The organism is Streptomyces sp. NPDC019396, assembly GCF_040632375.1.
GTDB lineage: Bacteria > Actinomycetota > Actinomycetes > Streptomycetales > Streptomycetaceae > Streptomyces.
The window spans coordinates 26,097-45,620 of record NZ_JBEYBS010000016.1; the positions used below are offsets into that span (position 1 = coordinate 26,097).

Annotated in this window: 14 protein-coding genes; 10 read left to right on the plus strand and 4 right to left on the minus strand. The window is 70.6% G+C overall.

The annotated features are described in order from the left end of the window. Window positions 1-40: 40 nt before the first annotated feature. The 5 genes from ABZ532_RS19670 to ABZ532_RS19690 all read left to right on the plus strand — a co-directional run bounded on the left by ABZ532_RS19670 (window position 41) and on the right by ABZ532_RS19690 (window position 7,255). Window positions 41-1,513, plus strand: coding sequence for a 3' terminal RNA ribose 2'-O-methyltransferase Hen1 (locus ABZ532_RS19670; protein WP_361284841.1), 1,473 nt, complete (start codon window positions 41-43; stop codon window positions 1,511-1,513). After that, the gene (locus ABZ532_RS19675) at window positions 1,510-4,101 is read left to right on the plus strand and encodes a polynucleotide kinase-phosphatase (RefSeq protein ID WP_361284844.1); all 2,592 of its coding nucleotides are present in this window, start codon (window positions 1,510-1,512) and stop codon (window positions 4,099-4,101) included. Before ABZ532_RS19670 ends, ABZ532_RS19675 begins: the two co-directional genes overlap by 4 nt. Window positions 4,102-4,240: 139 nt before the next feature. Further along, window positions 4,241-5,482, plus strand: coding sequence for an arginine deiminase (locus ABZ532_RS19680; protein WP_361284847.1), 1,242 nt, complete (start codon window positions 4,241-4,243; stop codon window positions 5,480-5,482). Window positions 5,483-5,579: 97 nt separating this feature from the next. Further along, entirely contained in the window at window positions 5,580-6,593 is a 1,014-nt protein-coding gene (gene argF / locus ABZ532_RS19685) for an ornithine carbamoyltransferase (RefSeq protein ID WP_361284850.1), read from the plus strand. A 212-nt stretch (window positions 6,594-6,805) separates the two neighbouring features. After that, entirely contained in the window at window positions 6,806-7,255 is a 450-nt protein-coding gene (locus ABZ532_RS19690) for a hypothetical protein (RefSeq protein ID WP_361284853.1), read from the plus strand. A gap of 27 nt (window positions 7,256-7,282) precedes the next feature. Here ABZ532_RS19690 and ABZ532_RS19695 read toward each other — a convergent pair whose 3' ends face one another. Beyond that, window positions 7,283-7,768, minus strand: coding sequence for an ATP-binding protein (locus ABZ532_RS19695; protein WP_361284856.1), 486 nt, complete (start codon window positions 7,766-7,768; stop codon window positions 7,283-7,285). A 251-nt stretch (window positions 7,769-8,019) separates the two neighbouring features. On the opposite strand from ABZ532_RS19695, the gene ABZ532_RS19700 reads away from it, so the two are divergent. Together ABZ532_RS19700 and ABZ532_RS19705 are read left to right on the plus strand one after the other, a co-directional pair. Then, window positions 8,020-8,847, plus strand: coding sequence for an enoyl-CoA hydratase family protein (locus ABZ532_RS19700; RefSeq protein ID WP_361284859.1), 828 nt, complete (start codon window positions 8,020-8,022; stop codon window positions 8,845-8,847). Window positions 8,848-8,969: 122 nt separating this feature from the next. After that, entirely contained in the window at window positions 8,970-11,240 is a 2,271-nt protein-coding gene (locus ABZ532_RS19705; RefSeq protein ID WP_361285161.1) for a bifunctional salicylyl-CoA 5-hydroxylase/oxidoreductase, read from the plus strand. Window positions 11,241-11,287: 47 nt separating this feature from the next. Here ABZ532_RS19705 and ABZ532_RS19710 read toward each other — a convergent pair whose 3' ends face one another. Beyond that, the gene (locus ABZ532_RS19710) at window positions 11,288-12,097 is read right to left on the minus strand and encodes a PaaX family transcriptional regulator C-terminal domain-containing protein (RefSeq protein ID WP_361284862.1); all 810 of its coding nucleotides are present in this window, start codon (window positions 12,095-12,097) and stop codon (window positions 11,288-11,290) included. Window positions 12,098-12,129: 32 nt separating this feature from the next. Further along, on the minus strand, window positions 12,130-13,773 hold the full coding sequence (locus ABZ532_RS19715) for an AMP-binding protein (protein WP_361284865.1): 1,644 nt from the start codon (window positions 13,771-13,773) through the stop codon (window positions 12,130-12,132). Between the two features lie 156 nt (window positions 13,774-13,929). Between ABZ532_RS19715 and ABZ532_RS19720 the strand changes: the two genes are divergently transcribed. Together ABZ532_RS19720 and ABZ532_RS19725 are read left to right on the plus strand one after the other, a co-directional pair. Beyond that, the gene (locus tag ABZ532_RS19720) at window positions 13,930-15,042 is read left to right on the plus strand and encodes an acyl-CoA dehydrogenase family protein (RefSeq protein ID WP_361284868.1); all 1,113 of its coding nucleotides are present in this window, start codon (window positions 13,930-13,932) and stop codon (window positions 15,040-15,042) included. Window positions 15,043-15,089: 47 nt separating this feature from the next. Continuing rightward, entirely contained in the window at window positions 15,090-15,488 is a 399-nt protein-coding gene (locus tag ABZ532_RS19725; RefSeq protein ID WP_361284871.1) for a RidA family protein, read from the plus strand. Between the two features lie 54 nt (window positions 15,489-15,542). On the opposite strand, the gene ABZ532_RS19730 is transcribed toward ABZ532_RS19725, so the two are convergent. Further along, complete coding sequence (locus ABZ532_RS19730; RefSeq protein WP_361284874.1) at window positions 15,543-16,952, minus strand: aminopeptidase P family protein; 1,410 nt, start codon at window positions 16,950-16,952, stop codon at window positions 15,543-15,545. 206 nt (window positions 16,953-17,158) lie between these two features. Between ABZ532_RS19730 and ABZ532_RS19735 the strand changes: the two genes are divergently transcribed. Next, window positions 17,159-19,498, plus strand: a complete 2,340-nt coding sequence (locus ABZ532_RS19735) for a collagenase (RefSeq protein ID WP_361285164.1) — start codon at window positions 17,159-17,161, stop codon at window positions 19,496-19,498. Window positions 19,499-19,524 lie beyond the last annotated feature (26 nt).

Below are 19,524 nucleotides of genomic sequence, written 5' to 3' on the forward strand. Positions count from 1 at the left end.
CGCCTGGTGGGCCCGGGCCGCAGCGGCGATACTCGGACGCGTGTTCCTGACGATCTCCACCACCGGCACTCCGGAGCGTCCTGCCACGGACCTGGGTTTTCTGCTGCACAAGCACCCGGACAAGGCGCAGACGTTCTCCACCTCCCACGGCACCGCGCATGTCCTCTACCCCGAGGCCACCGCGGAGCGCTGCACGGCGGCGCTGCTGCTGGAGGTGGATCCCGTGGCGCTGGTGCGGCGCGGCAAGGGCAAGGGGCGCGGCGGCGCACCGGATTCCGCGCTGGCACAGTATGTCAACGACCGGCCTTACGCGGCGTCATCGCTGCTGTCCGTCGCCATGAGCACGGTGTTCAAGAGCGCCCTGCGCGGGGTGTGCCAGGCGATGCCGGAACGCGCCGCGAGCCCTTTGCCACTCCGTATCGAGGTGCCGGTGCTGCCCGCACGCGGTGGGGCCGACCTGGTGCGCAAGCTGTTCGGGCCGCTCGGTTGGAGCACGGTGGACGCCGAACCCGTACCGCTGGACGAGAGCTTCCCCGAGTGGGGCGACTCGCGTTATGTACGTCTGGTGCTGGAGGGCGAGTTGCGGCTCGCCGAAGCCCTGCGCCAGCTGTACGTCCTGCTTCCGGTCCTCGATGACGCCAAGCACTACTGGGTCGCACCCGACGAGGTCGACAAGCTGCTGCGGGCCGGTGACGGCTGGCTCGCTGAGCACCCCGAGCAGAAGCTGATCACCAGCCGCTATCTGGCGCGCCGCTGGGGGCTGACCCGGCAGGCCATGGAGCGTCTCGAACTGGTCCGGCTGGCCGAGAGCGACGACCTCGAGGTCGAGGACGTCGACAACGCCGTGGACGAGACCACCGACACCGACGAGCGTCCCGTCCCACTGGCCGCACAGCGGCGGACGGCGATCATGGCGGCGCTGCGCGCAGCGGGCGCCACGACGGTGCTCGACCTGGGCTGCGGGCAGGGCCAGTTGGTGCAGGCACTCCTGAAGGACACCCAGTTCACCCAGGTCGTGGGCGTGGACGTCTCCGTGCGGGCCCTCGCCATCGCCGCGCGCAGGCTCAGGCTGGACCGGATGGGGGAGCGCCAGTCGGACCGGGTCAGCCTGGTCCAGGGATCCCTCACCTACACGGACAAGCGGCTCACGGGCCATGACGCCGCCGTGCTCAGCGAGGTGATCGAGCACGTCGACCTGCCTCGGCTGCCCGCCCTGGAGTACGCCGTGTTCGGGTCGGCCCGTCCCCGTACGGTGATCGTGACGACGCCGAACGTCGAGTACAACGTGCGCTGGGAGACCCTGCCCGCGGGGCATGTTCGCCACAGCGACCACCGCTTCGAGTGGACCCGCGAGGAGTTCCGGCAGTGGGCTGCACGGGTCTCCGACCGCCATGGCTACGACGTCGGCCACACCGGTATCGGCGACGACGACCCCGAGGTGGGTGCCCCGACCCAGATGGCTGTGTTCACCCTGAACACGCACACGGAGAACAAGAAGGAGGTGGCGGCATGACCGACAGCGGCACCACCGGCACCGGCCCCGGCTACACCCCCCGCACACTGCCAGTCCCCGACCTCTCCCTCGTGGTCCTCGTCGGCGCCACCGGCTCCGGCAAGTCCACCTTCGCGCGCAGGCACTTCAAGCCCACCGAGGTCATCTCGTCGGACTTCTGCCGTGGGCTCGTCGCGGACGACGAGAACGACCAGAGCGCGAGCCGCGACGCCTTCGACGTCCTGCACTACATCGCCGGCAAGCGCCTCGGGGCCGGCCGCCTCACCGTTGTGGATGCCACCAGCGTCCAGCAGGAGAGCCGCCGCCAGCTCGTCGCGCTGGCCCGGGAGCACGACGTGCTGCCCGTGGCGATCGTGCTCGACCTGCCTGAGGACGTGTGCGCAGAGCGCAACGCGGCCCGGCCCGACCGGGCCGGCATGCCGCGCCACGTCATCGCACGCCACCGCCGCGAACTGCGCCGCTCGCTGCGCGGACTCGAGCGCGAGGGCTTCCGCAAGGTGCACATCCTGCGCAGTGTGGCGGAGGTCGAAGCGGCGCAGGTCGTCCTGGAGAAGCGCTACAACGACCTGCGGCAGCTCACCGGCCCGTTCGACATCATCGGCGACATCCACGGTTGCCGCGCCGAGCTGGACAGCCTGCTCGCCAAGCTCGGCTACCGGGACGGTGCGCATCCGGACGGGCGTACCGCCGTGTTCGTCGGCGACCTCGTGGACCGGGGACCCGACAGTCCGGGAGTGCTGCGCCGGGTGATGGGCATGGTGGCCGCCGGCAACGCCCTGTGTGTGCCGGGCAACCACGAGAACAAGCTGGGCCGCTGGCTGAAGGGCCGCCAGGTCCAGCACACCCACGGACTGGCCGAGACCATCGAGCAGTTCGAGCGCGAGGAGGCGGCCGACCCGCTCTTCCGTGAGCAGGCGCGTGAGTTCATCGAGGGGCTGGTCAGCCACTACGTCCTGGACGAGGGCAGGCTCGTGGTCTGCCACGCCGGTCTGCCCGAGAAGTACCACGGCCGCACCTCGGGCCGGGTGCGCTCGCACGCGCTCTACGGCGACACCACAGGGGAGACCGACGAGTTCGGCCTGCCCGTGCGCTATCCCTGGGCCGAGGACTACCGGGGCCGGGCGGCGGTGGTCTACGGCCACACTCCCGTGCCCACCGCGTCCTGGCTCAACAACACCATCTGCCTGGACACCGGCGTCGTCTTCGGTGGCAAGCTGACCGCGCTGCGCTGGCCCGAGCGTGAACTCGTCGACGTCCCGGCCGAGCAGGTGTGGTACGAGCCCACCCGGCCGCTCGCCACCGAGGCACCTGGAGGGCACCAGGGCCGCCCCCTGGACCTGGCCGATGTGCACGGGCGCCGCGTCGTGGAGACCCGCCACATGGGCCGCGTCGCTGTGCGCGAGGAGAACGCCGCGGCGGCGCTCGAGGTGATGAGCCGGTTCGCGGTCGACCCGCGGCTGCTCGCGTATCTGCCGCCCACCATGGCTCCGACGGCGACCTCGCGGGAGGACGGCTATCTGGAGCACCCGGCGGAGGCGTTCGCCCAGTACCGGGCGGACGGTGTCGGGCGGGTGGTGTGCGAGGAGAAGCACATGGGCTCCCGTGCGGTCGCCCTGGTCTGCCGTGACGCGGACGCGGCGCGTACACACTTCGGTGTGGAAGGCGCCGATGGCGCGACCGGCGCACTGCACACCCGCACCGGCCGCCCCTTCTTCGACGACCCCCGGGTCACCGAGGAGGTACTCGACCGCATTCGCACGGCGATCAGCGGTGCCGGGCTGTGGGAGGAGCTGGAAACCGACTGGCTGCTGCTGGACGGCGAGCTGATGCCCTGGTCCCTCAAGGCGTCCGGACTGCTGCGCAGGCAGTACGCGGCCGTCGGTGCCGCGTCCGGCGCGGTGTTCCCCAGGGCCACAGCCGCCCTGGAGGCCGCCACGGCGCGCGGACTGGACCTCGGAGGACTTCTGGAGCGGCAGCGCGAACGGGCCGAGGCTGCCGAGGCGTTCACGGACGCCTACCGCCGCTACTGCTGGGCCACGGACGGACTGGACGGCGTGCGCTTCGCCCCGTTCCAGATCCTCGGGGCGCAGGGGCGTTCGCTGGCGGCGGTGCCGCACGACGGGCAACTGGCCTGGCTGGACCGTCTGGCGGAGGCCGACGCCGCCACCGGCTCCGGGCTGCTCCAGACCACCCGCCGTGTCGTCGTCGACACCGCCGACGAGCAGTCGGTACGAGCCGGCACCGACTGGTGGCTGGAGCTGACCGCGGCAGGTGGCGAGGGCATGGTCGTCAAGCCGCTCGACGCGCTGGTGCGCGACGACAAGGGGCGGCTGGTCCAGCCCGGGATCAAGGTCCGGGGCCGGGAGTACCTGCGGATCATCTACGGCCCCGATTACACGCGTGAGGACCAGCTGATTCGGCTGCGCGGCAGGACGCTGGGACACAAGCGGTCGCTGGCGCTGCGGGAGTACGCGCTGGGCCTCGAGGCGCTGGACCGGCTGGCCGACGGAGAGCCGCTGTGGCGGGTCCACGAGGCTGTCTTCGCGGTGCTGGCGCTGGAGTCGGAGCCGGTGGACCCGCGGCTGTGAGGTAAGCGGGGCGGGGGGTGCCCCCCCGCCCCGGGACCCGCCGGCTCGGATTGATCGACCTGATCGCTGATCGACAAGACTCCTGCGAGTTCACGCGCCCTGGGGGCACAAACGAAACCCGTCTGGGAACGTTTCCTCCATGGGATTCCATGTCGACTCCGAGACCGGGCTGCTGCGCCAGGTCATACTCCACCGCCCTGACCTGGAGCTGAAGCGGCTCACCCCGACCAACAAGGACGCGCTGCTCTTCGATGACCTCCTGTGGGTCCGCCGCGCCCGCCAGGAACACGACGGCTTCGCGGATGTGCTCAGGGACCGCGGTGTCGAGGTCCATCTCTTCGGTGACCTGCTGCGCGAGTCGCTGGAGCTGCCGGCCGCCCGGAAGCTGGTGCTGGACCGGGTCTTTGACGAGAAGGAGTACGGTCCGCTGGCCACGGACCATCTCCGCGACGCGTTCGACGCGATGGACACGGCCGAGCTGACCGAGGTGCTCATCGGCGGAATGACCAAGCGGGAGTTCCTCGCCGGGCACTCGGAACCCTCCTCCGTCCGCTTCCATGTGATGGACCTTGACGACTTCCTGCTCGGCCCGCTGCCCAACCACATCTTCACCCGCGACACCTCGGCCTGGATCTACGACGGTGTGTCGATCAACGCGATGCGCTGGCCGGCCCGCAGACGCGAGACGGTCCACTTCGAGGCGATCTACAAACACCATCCGCTGTTCACCGGTCCGCAGGCGGGCCCCTTCCACCACTGGTCGGAGGGCCAGGACGACTATCCCTCCACCATCGAGGGCGGGGACGTCCTTGTCATCGGCAACGGTGCCGTGCTGATCGGCATGAGCGAGCGGACCACTCCGCAGGCCGTCGAGATGCTGGCGCGGGGTCTCTTCGCGGCGGGTTCGGCACGCACCATCGTGGCGCTCGACATGCCCAAGGCGCGGGCGTTCATGCATCTCGACACGGTGATGACGATGGTCGACCACGACACGTTCACCCAGTACGCGGGGCTCGGCATGCTGCGCTCGTACACCATCGAGCCCGCGCAGGGCGAGCACGGCGTGGGGCTGCGGGTCAGCGACCATCCGCCGGAGCAGATGCACAGCGCCATCGCCGCCGCGCTGGGGCTGAAGGACATCAGGGTCCTGACCGCGAAGCAGGACGTGCACGCGGCGGAGCGCGAACAGTGGGACGACGGCTGCAACGTGCTCGCCGTCGAGCCGGGGGTGGTGGTGGCGTACGAGCGCAATGTGACCACCAACACCCATCTGCGCAAGCAGGGCATCGAGGTGATCGAGATCCCCGGCTCCGAACTGGGCAGGGGACGCGGAGGGCCTCGCTGCATGAGCTGCCCCATCGAGCGGGACGCCGCGGACTGAGCGGCCGCCGCCGGCCTGCTCCGTATAGTGATACGGGGTATCGTATATACTTCCAATATACTACCGTCCCCGTATGCGCGACCCAGGAGCAGGCATCATGGCGACACACCTTGCAGGCCGCCACTTCCTCAAGGAGCTCGATTTCACCCCGGACGACTTCCGTGGTCTTGTCGAGCTGGCCGCCGAGCTCAAGGCCGCCAAGCGGGCGGGTGCCGAGGTCCAGCGGCTGCGCGGAAAGAACATCGCGCTGATCTTCGAGAAGACCTCGACCCGCACGCGCTGCGCCTTCGAGGTGGCCGCGGCGGATCAGGGTGCGTCGACGACATACCTCGATCCCTCCGGCTCCCAGCTGGGTCACAAGGAGTCGGTCAAGGACACGGCCCGGGTGCTCGGGCGGATGTTCGACGCGATCGAGTACCGCGGGGACGGCCAGGCGGTGGTCGAGGAGCTCGCGACCCATGCGGGGGTGCCGGTCTACAACGGTCTGACCGACGACTGGCACCCCACGCAGATGCTGGCCGACGTTCTCACCATGAGCGAGCACTGCGCCAAGGAGGGCAACGGCGACCCCATCGCCTTCGCCTACCTGGGCGATGCCCGCTTCAACATGGGCAACTCCTACCTGGTCACCGGCGCGCTGCTCGGCATGGATGTCCGCATCGTCGCCCCCCGGGCCTACTGGCCCGCGGGCCAGGTCGTCGCGCAGGCCCGCGCACTCGCCGCCGCCAGCGGCGCGAAGGTCACGCTCACCGAGGACATCGCGGAGGGCGTCGCCGGTGCCGATTTCGTCGCCACCGACGTCTGGGTCTCCATGGGTGAGCCGAAGGAGGTCTGGGGCGAGCGCATCGCGGCTCTCGCCCCGTACGCGGTGACGATGGACGTGCTGCGGGCCACGGGCAATCCCGATGTGAAGTTCCTGCACTGCCTGCCGGCCTTCCACGACCTGGGCACGCAGGTCGCGCGTGACATATACGAGCGCCACGGTCTGGCCGAACTGGAGGTCACGGACGAGGTGTTCGAGTCCCCGCACTCGGTCGTGTTCGACCAGGCCGAGAACCGTATGCACACCATCAAGGCGGTCCTGGTGGCCACGCTCGCGACGGCTGTCTGACGAGGGCCCCGTGTGTATCGCGGAGAGCCCTCGTCGCGTGGAGGTGGAGGATCTGAGTCGGAGGGCCGCGAACTCGCCCGCATCTAAGCCTTCTTGAAGAGGATCCACTCACCTGCCACCAGTATTGAACGCGTTCAATACTGGTGGCAGGATGTCCTGGGCGGCCGCCGTTCCTGCGTGCCGCCTGATCAGGCCGCAAGGGGGAGTGGACCGTGGACGAGAGCAAGCCGTGGCGGAACCTGGGGGTCGTCGGACTGCGACTGGTGGATCTCGTGGTCCGCTATGCCGCCACCTTCGCGGTCACCTGGCTGGCTGTGGAGGCGTCGCTTTCCGGGGAGTTCAGCGTCATCGACGAATGGCCGGCCTTCGCCGTGATCATCGGGGTGCCGTCCGTCCTGATCAGCTTTGTCTACGGGTTGTGCAGCACCCGGACCGGCGCGGAGTTCCGGGGTCCTCTGGCCCTGCTCCTGCTCCTCCCGCTCTGGTTCCTGCTCTTCTTCTCGCCGATCCTTCCCATACCCCTCGTGGGCCAGCTCGTCTTCGCCCTGTGCGTGATGCGGGCACCGATGCTGGGTCCGCCTCAGCTGCGACCGCTGGGGCGTGCGGCTGCCGCCTGCCTCGCCCGCCGCATGGGGCGCCGAGCGCGCCGCGCGGCTCCTTAGCGCTCCGCGGTCGGTCGCGCTGCGTGCCTACGATCCGGCCGGGGGAGTGCGTGGCGAGGGTATGACCGGAACCGCGGCCGGGGTGGTCGGCAGGGTGAACCAGACCGCCTTGCCCTGGGTGGTGGGGCGGTGGCCGCAGGCCGCGCTGAGAGCACGGATCAGCAGGAGGCCGCGGCCGTGCTCCTGCCAGGGGTCGGGCTCGCGGTCCGGGGCCGGAAGCGACAGGCCGCCGGGTGGTACGGGGTCGGGGTCGTGGACCTCGACCTGGCAGCCGGTGGGCAGGAGCTCCACCACCAGCTCGATGGGGGCGTCGCCCGTGGTGTGCTCCACCGCGTTGGCGACCAGTTCGGCGGTGAGGAGTTCGGCTGTGTCACGGTCGGCCTGGGCGCCGGAGCCGGCGAGGAGGGAGCGGATCAGCGCACGCGCCAACGGCACGGCGGCCGTCGAGTGCGGGAGTGCGAGCCGCCGGCAGACGGGGGTCGCGGTCTCCGCGGTGGCGGGTGCGTGACGCAAGGCAGGGGTCCGTTCGCAGTGCTCCGTACTGCAGGTGCAGCAGTCAACATACGAAGGCCTGGCAAGAGGACATGACCCTTATGGGGGCTTTGCCCATGTCTCGTGCCTGAGCTGATATGGGACCTTTGCCGAATTGCGACCAGGTGACGGCATGTCGGGACAGTCGTATCGCGTACTCATGACGGAAGTCACGCATGAGTGATAACTTCGAAGGGCGGGAACCCGCCCGGCAGTCCCGAGGGAGGCCACCCATGAGCCCCTTTGCCAGCTCCGCGCCACGCACCGAAGAATGGCGCCATCTGCGGCTGACCAGGCAGGACGGTGTCGCCACGGTCACCCTCGACCGCCCGGAGAAGCTCAACGCGCTCACCTTCGGTGCCTACGCCGACCTGCGCGATCTGCTCGCGGAGCTCTCCCGGGAACGCTCCGTGTGCGCCCTGGTACTCGGCGGGGAGGGGCGCGGCTTCTGCTCCGGCGGCGATGTCGACGACATCATCGGTGCCACGCTCGCCATGGACACCGCACAGCTTCTCGACTTCAACCGGATGACCGGCCAGGTCGTCCGCGCACTTCGCGAGTGCCCCTTCCCCGTGATCGCGGCCCTGCACGGCGTCGCCGCGGGCGCGGGGGCGGTACTCGCGCTGGCAGCGGACTTCAGGGTCGCCGACCCGACAGCGCGGTTCTCCTTCCTCTTCACCAAGGTCGGACTCTCCGGCGGTGACATGGGCGCGGCCTATCTGCTGCCACGCGTCGTCGGCCTCGGCCACGCCACCCGGCTGCTGATGCTCGGCGAGCCCGTCAGGGCCGTCGAAGCCGAGCGCATCGGCCTGATCAGCGAGTTGACCGCGGAGGGCGAGGCGGACAAGGCCGCCGCGGCCCTCGCCCGCCGGCTCGCGGACGGTCCCACCCTCGCCTACGCGCAGACGAAGGCGCTGCTGACCGCTGAGCTCGACATGCCGATGGCCGCCGCGATCGAGCTGGACGCCGCGACACAGGCGCTGTTGATGAACGGCGAGGACTACGCGGAGTTCCACGCGGCCTTCACCGAGAAGCGCGCCCCGAACTGGCGGGGGCGCTGACCGTGGCCACGCCGACCCTGCCCGCTTCAGTGGCTGGGCGTGCGGCGCCGTCCGGCCCCGCCACTCCGGCCGCGCCCGCGACGCTTGCCGGCCCCGCCGGGGCGTCCGCGGCCACCGCACCGCTGCGGATCGCCGTCATCGGGGGCGGGCCCGGAGGGCTGTACGCCGCGGCGCTGCTCAAGCGGCTCGACCCGGAGCGGGAGATCACCGTATGGGAGCGCAACGCGCCCGATGACACCTTCGGGTTCGGTGTCGTCCTCTCCGACGAGACCCTCGGCGGCATCGAGCACGCCGACCCCGTCGTCTACCGGGCCCTCCAGGACGAGTTCGTCCGCTGGGACGACATCGACATCGTCCACCGCGGCCAGACCCTCACCTCCGGTGGCCATGGCTTCGCCGCGCTCGGGCGGCGACGGCTGCTCGAGATCCTTCACCAGCGCTGCACCTCGCTCGGCGTCCGGCTGCGCTTTCGCACCGAGGCGCCTCCCGCCGCGGAGCTTGCCGCGAGCCACGATCTGGTCATCGCCGCGGACGGGGTCCACAGTCTCACCCGCGCCGCGCACGCCGAAGCGTTCGGGCCCAGGATCGCCACGCACCGCTGCCGCTACATCTGGCTCGCCGCCGACTTCGCCTTCGACGCCTTCCGGTTCGAGATCGCCGAGACCGAGCACGGCGTGATGCAGCTGCACGGCTACCCGTACGCGCCCGGCGAGTCGACCGTGATCGTGGAGATGCGCGAGGAGGTCTGGCGGGCCGCCGGGCTCCATGAGTGCGACGAGCAGCAGTCCGCCGAGCGCTGTGCCAAGATCTTCGCGGACGCCCTCGGCGGACGGCCCCTGCGCGGCAACAACTCCGCCTGGGTCGCCTTCCGTACCGTCGTCAACGAGCACTGGTCACACGGCGGCACAGTGCTGCTCGGGGACGCCGCACACACCGCGCACTTCTCCATCGGCTCCGGAACCAAACTCGCCGTCGAGGACGCGCTCGCCCTCGCCGCCTGCATCGAGGAGCAGCCCGGCATCTCCGAGGCACTCGCCGCCTACGAGGCCGAACGGCGCCCGGTCGTCGAGTCGACGCAGCGCGCGGCAGCGGCCAGCCTGCGCTGGTTCGAGGAGCTCGGGACGTATCTCAACCAGCCGCCCCGCCAGTTCGCGTTCAACCTCCTCACCCGCAGTCGCCGCGTCACCCATGACAACCTGCGGCTGCGCGACCCCGGCTTCACCGAGTCCGTCGAGCGTGACTTCGGCTGCCCGCCGGGCACCCCGCCGATGTTCACGCCCTTCCGGCTGCGTGGACTCACCCTGCGCAACCGGGTGGTGGTCTCGCCCATGGACATGTACTGCGCCGAGGACGGGATGCCCGGGGACTTCCACCTCGTGCACCTCGGCGCACGGGCACTCGGCGGCGCGGGGCTCGTCATGACCGAGATGGTCTGCGTCAGCGCCGAAGGACGTATCACCCCCGGCTGCACCGGCCTCTACACCGATGAGCAGGCCGAGGCCTGGCGGCGGCTCACCGGCTTCGTACACCAGCGTTCACCTGGTACCGCCATCGGTGTCCAGCTCGGCCACTCAGGGCGCAAGGGCTCCACCCGACTGATGTGGGAAGGCATCGACCAGCCGCTGCCCGACGGAAACTGGCCGCTGGTGGCCGCCTCGCCGCTGCCGTACCGGCCCGGCGTCAACCAGACCCCGCACCAGCTGGACCAGCCAGGACTCGCCGCCATCCGCGAGCAGTTCACCGCGGCGGCCCGGCGCGCCGCCGACAGCGGATTCGACCTGCTCGAACTGCACTGCGCCCACGGGTATCTGCTCTCCGGCTTCCTCTCGCCGCTCACCAACCAGCGCACCGACGGCTACGGCGGCACCCTCGCCGGGCGGCTGCGCTATCCACTCGAGGTCTTCGACGCCGTACGTGCCGTATGGCCCGACGACCGCCCGATGACGGTGCGCATCTCCGCCACCGACTGGGCTCCGGGCGGCACGACCGCCGAGGACGCCGTCGAGATCGCCCAGGCGTTCGCCGCACACGGCGCCGACGCCATCGATGTCTCCACCGGCCAGGTCGTGCCCGAGGAACGGCCCGAGTACGGGCGCTCGTACCAGACCCCGTACGCCGACCGGATCCGCAACACCCTGCGTGTCCCGGTCATCGCCGTCGGCGCCATCTCCTCCTGGGACGACGTCAACTCCCTGCTCCTCGCGGGACGCACCGACCTGTGCGCGGTGGCCCGACCACACCTCTACGACCCGCACTGGACCCTGCACGCGGCGGCCGACCAGAGTTACGAGGGCCCGGCGGCGCCATGGCCGCTGCCCTACCGCGCCGGCAGCCGCAAGCCGCCCACGGGCCGCACCGACGCGCCGAAGCCACGTCTCACCCTGCCGACATAAGAGGGCGCGGGGACAGGCGCGGGGCATAGGCGTGCACCGGGCGCGGCTCAGCCTTCCGTGATGAACCGTGCCCCGGCGTCCCGCAGCCGCGCGTGCAGCCCCATGAACACCGCGGCCGAGCGGCCACCCGGCCAGTCGGCGGGCAGCAGCTCGTCGGGCAGCGCCGGATCCGCGTAGGGCAGCCTGCGCCAGGAGTCGAGGGCCAGCAGGTAGTCCCGGTAGGCCTCGGCGGGCGGAGTGTCCTCACGCGCCTCCCAGGCGCGCAGCACCGGGCCATGCGCGTCCAGGAACTCCTCGTGCTGCTTGGCGATCGCCGCCAGGTCCCACCAGCGGGCTGCCGCGTCGGCGGTCGCCGCGAAGCCCAGGTGCTCGGCCCGGAACAGGTCGACGTACGGGTCGAGCCCCAGCCGCCGCAGCGTGTGCGCGGTCTCCTCGTGGAAGCGGGCGGGCGCGATCCAGACACCCGGGGCGGCCGTCCCGAATCCCAGCCGCCCCAGCCGGGAGCGCAGCAGATGACGCTTGTGGCGTTCGGCCTCGGGCACGGAGAACACCGCGAGGACCCAGCCGTCGGCGAGCTTCGGCGCCGACTGGTCGTAGATGCGCTGGTCGCCGTCGTCCAGCAGCTGGCGGGCATCCTGCGAGAGGGCGTAACCGGCCGCCCCGGCGGGCGTGCGCTCGGCCACCAGCAGTCCGCGACGCTTGAGCCGGGACACCGAGGAGCGCACCGAAGGGCCGTCCACGCCGACCGCGCCGAGCAGACGGATCAGCTCGGCCACGGCGAGCGAGCCCGTGGTCTCGCGCCCGTACGCGCCGTACAGGGTGACGATCAGGGATCGAGGGGTGTGCTGTTCGGCCACGTGATCACTCTAGTTCCGCACGGCCGCGTCCTCTAAGGGGCCAGGTCCCTGAGCCGGAAGCGTTGCAGCTTGCCCGTGGGCGTACGGGGCAGCGCGTCGAGGAACACGATCGCGCGCGGGCACTTGTACGGCACCAGGCGGTCCCTGACGAAGTCGCGCAGCGCCGCCGCCGTGCTGTCGCCGCGCTCCACACCCTCCCGCAGCACCACATACGCCGCCACCGTCTGGCCGCGGAGCTCGTCCGGCTGCCCGACCACCGCGGCCTCGGCCACGTCGGGATGGTCCAGCAGGGCGTCCTCCACCTCGGGCCCCGCGATGTTGTAACCCGCCGAGATGATCATGTCGTCGGCGCGGGCGACATAGCGGAACCATCCGTCCGGCTCGCGTACGTAGGTGTCGCCGGTGAGGTTCCAGCCGTCGCGTACGTACACCTGCTGGCGCGGGTCGGACAGGTAGCGGCAACCGACCGGACCGCGCACGGCCAGCAGCCCCGGCTCGCCGTCCGGCACCGGCATACGGGTGTCGGCGTCCACGACCCGCGCCTCCCAGCCGGGCACCGGCACCCCGGTCGTGCCCGGGCGGATGTCCCCGTCCGCAGCCGAGATGAAGATATGCAGCAGCTCGGTGGCGCCGATGCCGTTGATGATGCGCAGACCGGTGCGCTCGTGCCAGGACTGCCAGGTGGCGGCGGGCAGGTTCTCCCCGGCCGACACACAGCGCCGCAGCGAGGAGACGTCATACGAGAGGTCGTACGCCGCCAGCTCGTCCAGCATCACCCGGTACGCCGTCGGGGCCGTGAACAGCACGGACACCCGGTGCTCCGCGATCGCCGGAAGGAGCTGCTTGGGTCCCGCCTGCTCCAGCAGCAGTGCCGAGGCGCCTGCCCGCATCGGGAAGATCACCAGCCCGCCCAGGCCGAAGGTGAAGCCCAGCGGGGGGCTGCCCGCGAACACATCGTCGGGAGTGGGCCGCAGTACCTGCGCCGAGAAGGTGTCGGCGACCGCCAGCACATCCCGGTGGAAGTGCATGCACCCCTTCGGGCGCCCCGTCGTCCCGCTGGTGAAGGCGATCAGCGCCACATCGTCGGCCGCGGTCGCGACGGCGGTGTACGCGTCCGGCTTCCCCGCCGCCAGCCGCGTCAGGTCGTCCGGCGCGTCCCCGCCGTACGCCGTGATCCGCAGCCCCGGCACCTCCGCCTTCACCAGCTCGTCGACCCCGCGGATATCGCACAGCGCGTGCTTCACCCGGGCTATCTCGCAGATCGTCGCGAGCTCCTTGGCCCGCTGCTGCGCGAGCACGGTGACGGCCACCGCGCCCGACTTCATCACCGCCAGCCAGCAGGCGGCCAGCCAGGGTGTGGTCGGGCCGCGCAGCAGCACCCGGTTCCCGGGCACCACACCCAGCTCATCGGTCAGCACATGCGCGATGCGGTCCACTCGCGTGCGCAGGTCGTCGTAGGTCCAGGCGGCGCCGGACGTCCCGTCGTGGAAGACGGGCCGGCCGCCTCCGTAGCGGTCGATCGTCGCGTCCAGCAGCTCCGCACCGCAGTTGAGCCGCTCCGGGTAGCGCAGCCCGGGCGGCTCGGGCGCGTCGAACAGCAGCCGGGGCCACTGTTCCGCGGGCGGCAGATGGTCGCGCGCGAAGGTGTCGAGGTGGGCCGAGGGTGACAGCTCCATGGTTCGCCCCTTGTCGTGGTGGGGTCGCGCATCGAGCGTATCGTGTAGGTGACGACAGTCAACGGTCCGCGATACTGTGCTTTTCCCGGGGACGACCAAGCAGTGCGGCGCGGCCGCACGGGCCCCGGGCCCCGGCCGCAGGAAGTGGGGGATCGGATGTCCGTATTCTCGCTCGATCCGAACCAGACCGCCTGGTGCGCTGAGCTGCGCGCACTCGCCGTACAGCGGCTGCGCCCACTCGCCGAGAAGGGCGAGCCCGGCCGGGTCAACCGCCCGCTCATCGCCGCCCTCGGCGAACTCGGGCTCCTGAAACGGCTGTTCTCCGACGCGAGCGCCCTCGATCTCTGCCTGCTCCGCGAGTCGCTCGCCCACGGCTGTACAGAGGCCGAGACCGCCCTGGCGCTCCAGGGGCTCGGCAGCTACCCCGTGCTCCAGGCGGGCACACCGGCCCAGCGCGACCGCGTCCTGCCGGAGGTCATCGCGGGCCGGGCAGTGGCCGCCTTCGCGCTCAGCGAGCCCGATGCCGGCTCCGACGCGGCGGCCCTCGCCCTCGAAGCGTCCCCGGACGGCGACGGCTGGCGGCTCACGGGTGAGAAGCGCTGGATCTCCAACGCCCCCGAGGCGGATTTCTTCACCGTGTTCGCCCGAACGGGTGAGGCGGCAGGAGCACGAGGCATCAGTGCCTTCCTCGTGCCAGCCGACCGGCCCGGGCTCACCGGCAGCGCCCTGGAGATGCTCTCCCCGCACCCCATCGGCGCCCTGCACTTCGACGGCGTACCCGTCGGCCGCGACGATCTGCTCGGGGAGCCGGGCGGTGGTTTCCGGGTCGCCATGAACACCCTCAACCTCTTCAGGCCCAGCGTCGGCGCCTTCGCCGTCGGCATGGCTCAGGCTGCGCTCGAGGCCACGCTCGAACACACCGCGCACCGCACCGCCTTCGGCGGCAACCTCAAAGACCTCCAGGCCGTCTCCCACCAGGCCGCCGAGATGGCCACCCGGACGGAGGCGGCACGGCTGCTGGTGTACGCGGCGGCCGGCGCGTACGACTCCGGCGCGGCGGACGTCCCGCAGCGTTCGGCGATGGCGAAACTGTTCGCGACCGAGACCGCGCAGTACGTCGTCGACACGGCGGTGCAACTCCACGGCGCACGCGCACTCCAGCGCGGCCATCTGCTGGAGCACCTTTACCGGGAGGTCCGTGCGCCGCGGATCTACGAGGGCGCGAGCGAGGTCCAGCGCAGCATCATCGCGAAGGAGCTGTACCGGTGAGCTGCATAGAGGAATAGAGGAGTCTTACCGACGATGAAGGACGCCCGATGAGTCTCGAACGCATCAACCCGCCCGGTCTCTCCCCGGCCACCGGCTTCTCGCACGCCGTCGCCGCGACCGGCTCCCGGGTGGTGTACCTCGCCGGTCAGACCGCCCTCGACGCCGGCGGCAAGATTATCGGCGCCGGGATCGTGGAGCAGTTCGAGACGGCCCTGGCGAACCTGCTCGCCGCGCTCAACGCCACCGGCGGCACACCCCACGATCTGGCCCGGGTCACCGTCTATGCCACGGACATCGCCGACTACCGGGCCCACTCCGCCGAACTCGGGCAGGTCTGGCACCGGTTGGCCGGGCGGGACTACCCGGCCATGGCGGTCATCGGGATCGTGCGGCTCTGGGACGAGGAGGCACTGGTGGAGATCGACGGGATCGCGGTGCTGCCGTAGGCGTTGCCGTTGCCGTCCCCGTCGCCGGAGGGCCGCGGTATCAGCCGGCAGCCGTCATCGGTCCTCGAGGAGTGAGCCCATCCATTCCTCCACCGCGCCCGGTGTGCGCGGCAGCGCACCGGACATCAACCGGGCCCCCTGCGCAGTGATGACCAGGTCGTCCTCGATCCGTACGCCGATGCCGCGCAGTTCGGCGGGCAGTGTCTCGTCGTCCGGCTGGAGGTAGAGCCCGGGTTCGACGGTGAGCACCTGCCCCTCCGCCAGGACTCCGTCGGGATAGGACGAGGCGCGCGCCGACGCACAGTCGTGCACATCGAGCCCGAGCATATGGCCGCTGCTGCACAGGGTGTAACGGCGGTGGAGGTCGCCGTGCGCGTGTTTCAGCACGCCCCATTCGGCGAGACCATCGGCGATCACCCTCATACAGGCGCGGTGGAAGTCACGGAACTGCGCACCGGGCCGGAGCGCCGCGATGCCCGCTTCCTGGGCCGCCAGCACGAGTTCGTACACCTGGCGCTGGACGGGGGAGAACCGGCCGGAGAGCGGGAGGGTGCGGGTGACGTCGGCGGTGTACAGGGTGTCGGTCTCCACTCCCGCGTCGAACAGCAGTAGTTCGGAAGGGTCGAGCCGGCCGTCGTTTCGTATCCAGTGCAGCACACAGGCATGGGGCCCGGACGCCGCGATCGTCTCGTATCCGGTGCCGTTGCCCTCCAGCCTGGCGCGCAGTCCGAAGACGCCTTCGAGCCGGCGCTCACCGCGGGGGTCGCGCAAGGCGGCCGGCAGGGCGCGCACCACGTCCTCGAAGCCCCGGGCGGTGTGATCGACGGCGAGCTGGAGCTGCCCCACCTCCCACGCGTCCTTCACCAGACGCAACTCAGAAAGCGCGGTGGCCAGTTCGGCGTCGCTCGCCGCATTGCGGCCGGGCGGCAGTGCACCCAGGTCGTCCAGGTGTACGCAACGGATGCCGGTCAGCCGCTCGGCTTCTCCGAGATCGGGACGGCGGCCCACCCAGAACTCGCCGTAGCGGCGGTCGCGGTAGAACTCCTCGCTGCTGCCGTCCCCTCGTGCCGATCTCGGCCGCAGATACAGCACGGGCTCATGGCCGGACGGCCCCGAAGGCTCCAGTACCAGTACGTGGCCGGGCTGGTCCTCGCCGGTGAGGCCGGTCAGCCAGGCATAGGCGCTGTGCGGGCGGAAGCGGTGGTCGCAGTCGTTGGAGCGCACCTTCAACTCGCCTGCGGGGACCAGCAGTCTCTCGTCCGGGAAGAGCGCCGAGAGCCGCTGCCGCCGTGCGGCGGTGACGCCATGGGCGGGTACCCGGGCGTCGGCGGGCAAAGGGCTCGGTGCCCATCCCGTGCGCATGGAGGCGGCCAACTGCGGTGACACCGTCAGATCATGACTCCCGGTCGCCGGTGCGGGGCGCACCGGGGCGACGGGCTTGTCGCGGTGAACGTTTTCGGACATCCGGGCTCCCTGGAAACAGAGTTGCGCTGAGGCCTTGTCAGTGCAATTTCACATTACTATGTTACGGGTCACATCGCGCCCGTCGGTTCGGCCAATCCCCCATGCATGCCAAGGCGGTTCGCGGTGACCGCACTGCCGCACATCCCCCGTCACCTCCCACACAGGAGCGTTCGGTGTCACAGTCCAGATCCGTGCTGCCCATATCCGTGCCCGCATCCCTGCGCAGGCCACTGCTCACCGGCGCTCTTGCCGGTGGCCTCGCCGTCACCCTGCTCGCGCCTCTCGCCCCGGCCGCCTCGGCGGCCCAGCTCGGCCGACCGGCCGCCCGCCCCGCCCCGGCGCCCGCTCCCACCCGGGCCCCGAACCCCTTCGACGAGGTCGAGCGCCTGGCCGACGCGCCCAAGCGCACCGCAAGGACCGCCCCCGCACCCGGTGAGCTCGCCGAAGGCCGTATCCCCGGACGGCAGGGCCCGGGGAGCGGCGCCAGGTCCCGAGCCGCGACGGTACGCACCGCGGCCGGGGTGCCCTGCACCCTCGACGGTGTCACCGCACTGGGCCCGCAGCAGTTCGCCGACTTCCTCGCCGACCCGGCCGTCACGGCCGACGGCTGTCTCCGCGACCTCGTCTGGACCTGGGACGCCCGGCTCGTGCCCGTCATGTCCGATGCCCATGTACAGGCCGTCGGCCGCAGGATCTCCTCACTCGCGGCCCGCCATGACGGCCGCAACGGCACGCACCTGCTGGAGATGTTCACGTATCTCCATGCCGTCGCCTACCACGACTTCTCGCGCCCCGAGATCGACGTCACCGACCCGCCGACCACCGAGGTCCTGCGGCGGGCCATCAACGACTTCGGCACCGCCGCCCGCACCTTCCAGGTCACCCGCACCAACGCCGAGACCCTGCGCGAAGCGCTCTACGCGGGCAGCGCCCCCGGTCTGCGGCACAGCCAGCTCGGGCTGATCAAGAAGGTCCTGGCGACCATGGACAAGTACCACAAGGGGCAGTACGACGACGCCTCCTGGGGTGGTGCGGCACTGGCCGCCCTGTCCGTCAACTACCTGGGCGTGTACCCAGGCAACAAGGACACCGCATTCCACAACGTCGTCACGCAGAACGCCTCCTACCGGGCCGCGTTCCGTGCCTTCGCCGGCTACACCCACCTCAAGGGCACGCCCAACGAGTGGGTCGTACGCGACGCGCTCGGCGAGTACGGGCGCTTCGGCCAGGTGGCCGTGCTCAAGGAAGGGATCATTCCCGACCTGGGTGCCCTGCTGCCGGTCGCCGAGGCCAACTTCGGCAAAGGCGGCCGCCCCTGGGCGGCGCTCGTCGGCTGGCTTGACTTCTATCAGGCCTGTAAGCCGTACGGGGTCTGCAAGGAGGACATCGAGCGGCGGATCTTCCCTTACACGTACACCTACGACAACGGAGCCATCAAGGTCCGCACGGCCCTCGACCGTGCCACAGTCGACCAGCTCTACTACGCGAGCAAGCAGGTGAAGGCGCAGTTCCACCGGGTGCTCGGAACCGAGCAGCCGCTCGCCGGCGACACCAACACCGCCCTCGGCATCGTGCTGTACGCCTCGCGTTCCGACTACGAGGTCTACCACCCGATCCTCACCGGAATGGGCACCGAGAACGGCGGCATCTACATCGAGCGCGGCGCCACCTTCTACACCTACCAGCGCCGGGTGCCGCAGGACTCCTCGCTCACGCTCGAAGAGCTCTTCCGGCACGAATACGTGCACTATCTCAACGGCCGCTGGGCGGTTCCCGGTTACTTCGGGGAAGGCGACTGGTACACCGGTGACCGCACCACCGCCATGGACGAGGGCACGGCGGAGTTCTTCGACGGAGCGACCCGGGACAACGGCATCGCGGTCCGCAAGTCCCTCGTACAGGGCGTCATCGACGACACGGCTTCCGGTGGGCCACGGATGAGCGTGAACCAGCTGCTGCACGCCACCTACGACGGCGACGGTTTCCGGTTCTACGACTACGCGGGCACGTTCTTCGAGTTCCTGTGGACCGAACGTCCCTCCCTGCTCCGGGAGATGTACGGATACCTGCGGGCCGACGACGTCGCGGGCTTCGATTCCTGGCGCAACCGCGTCGGCGGCGATCCGGCCGTCCAGCGCTCCTACGACGCATTCCTGGACGCGCAGATCGCCAAGGTCGGCGACCTGTTCGTGCCCAACACGTCGTACACGCCCAACGACAGGCTCACGCAGACCTCGGCGGACGCGGTCCGTGCGGCCCTCGCCACCGCCACGTACGCCGATCCGGCCTGCACCGAGAACGGCGACCCGGGCAAACGGCGTTTCACCTGCACAGGCCGCATCACGGCGAACCTCTCCGACGCGACCAGCCCGGACCTGGTGTTCAAGGACATGTCCGAGACCGTGGACTACTTCATCCTCGACAGGTCGGCACCGGCCTCCACCAACCTCGCCGATATGAACTGCTCCTTCGGGCCGGTGGAGATCTGGTCAGGCGGACGCGCCGGTACGTCTGCCTTCCAGTGCGAAGGGCCGCTGCGCAGCTGAGTGTTGGGCCGGCGTGGTTCCCTTCC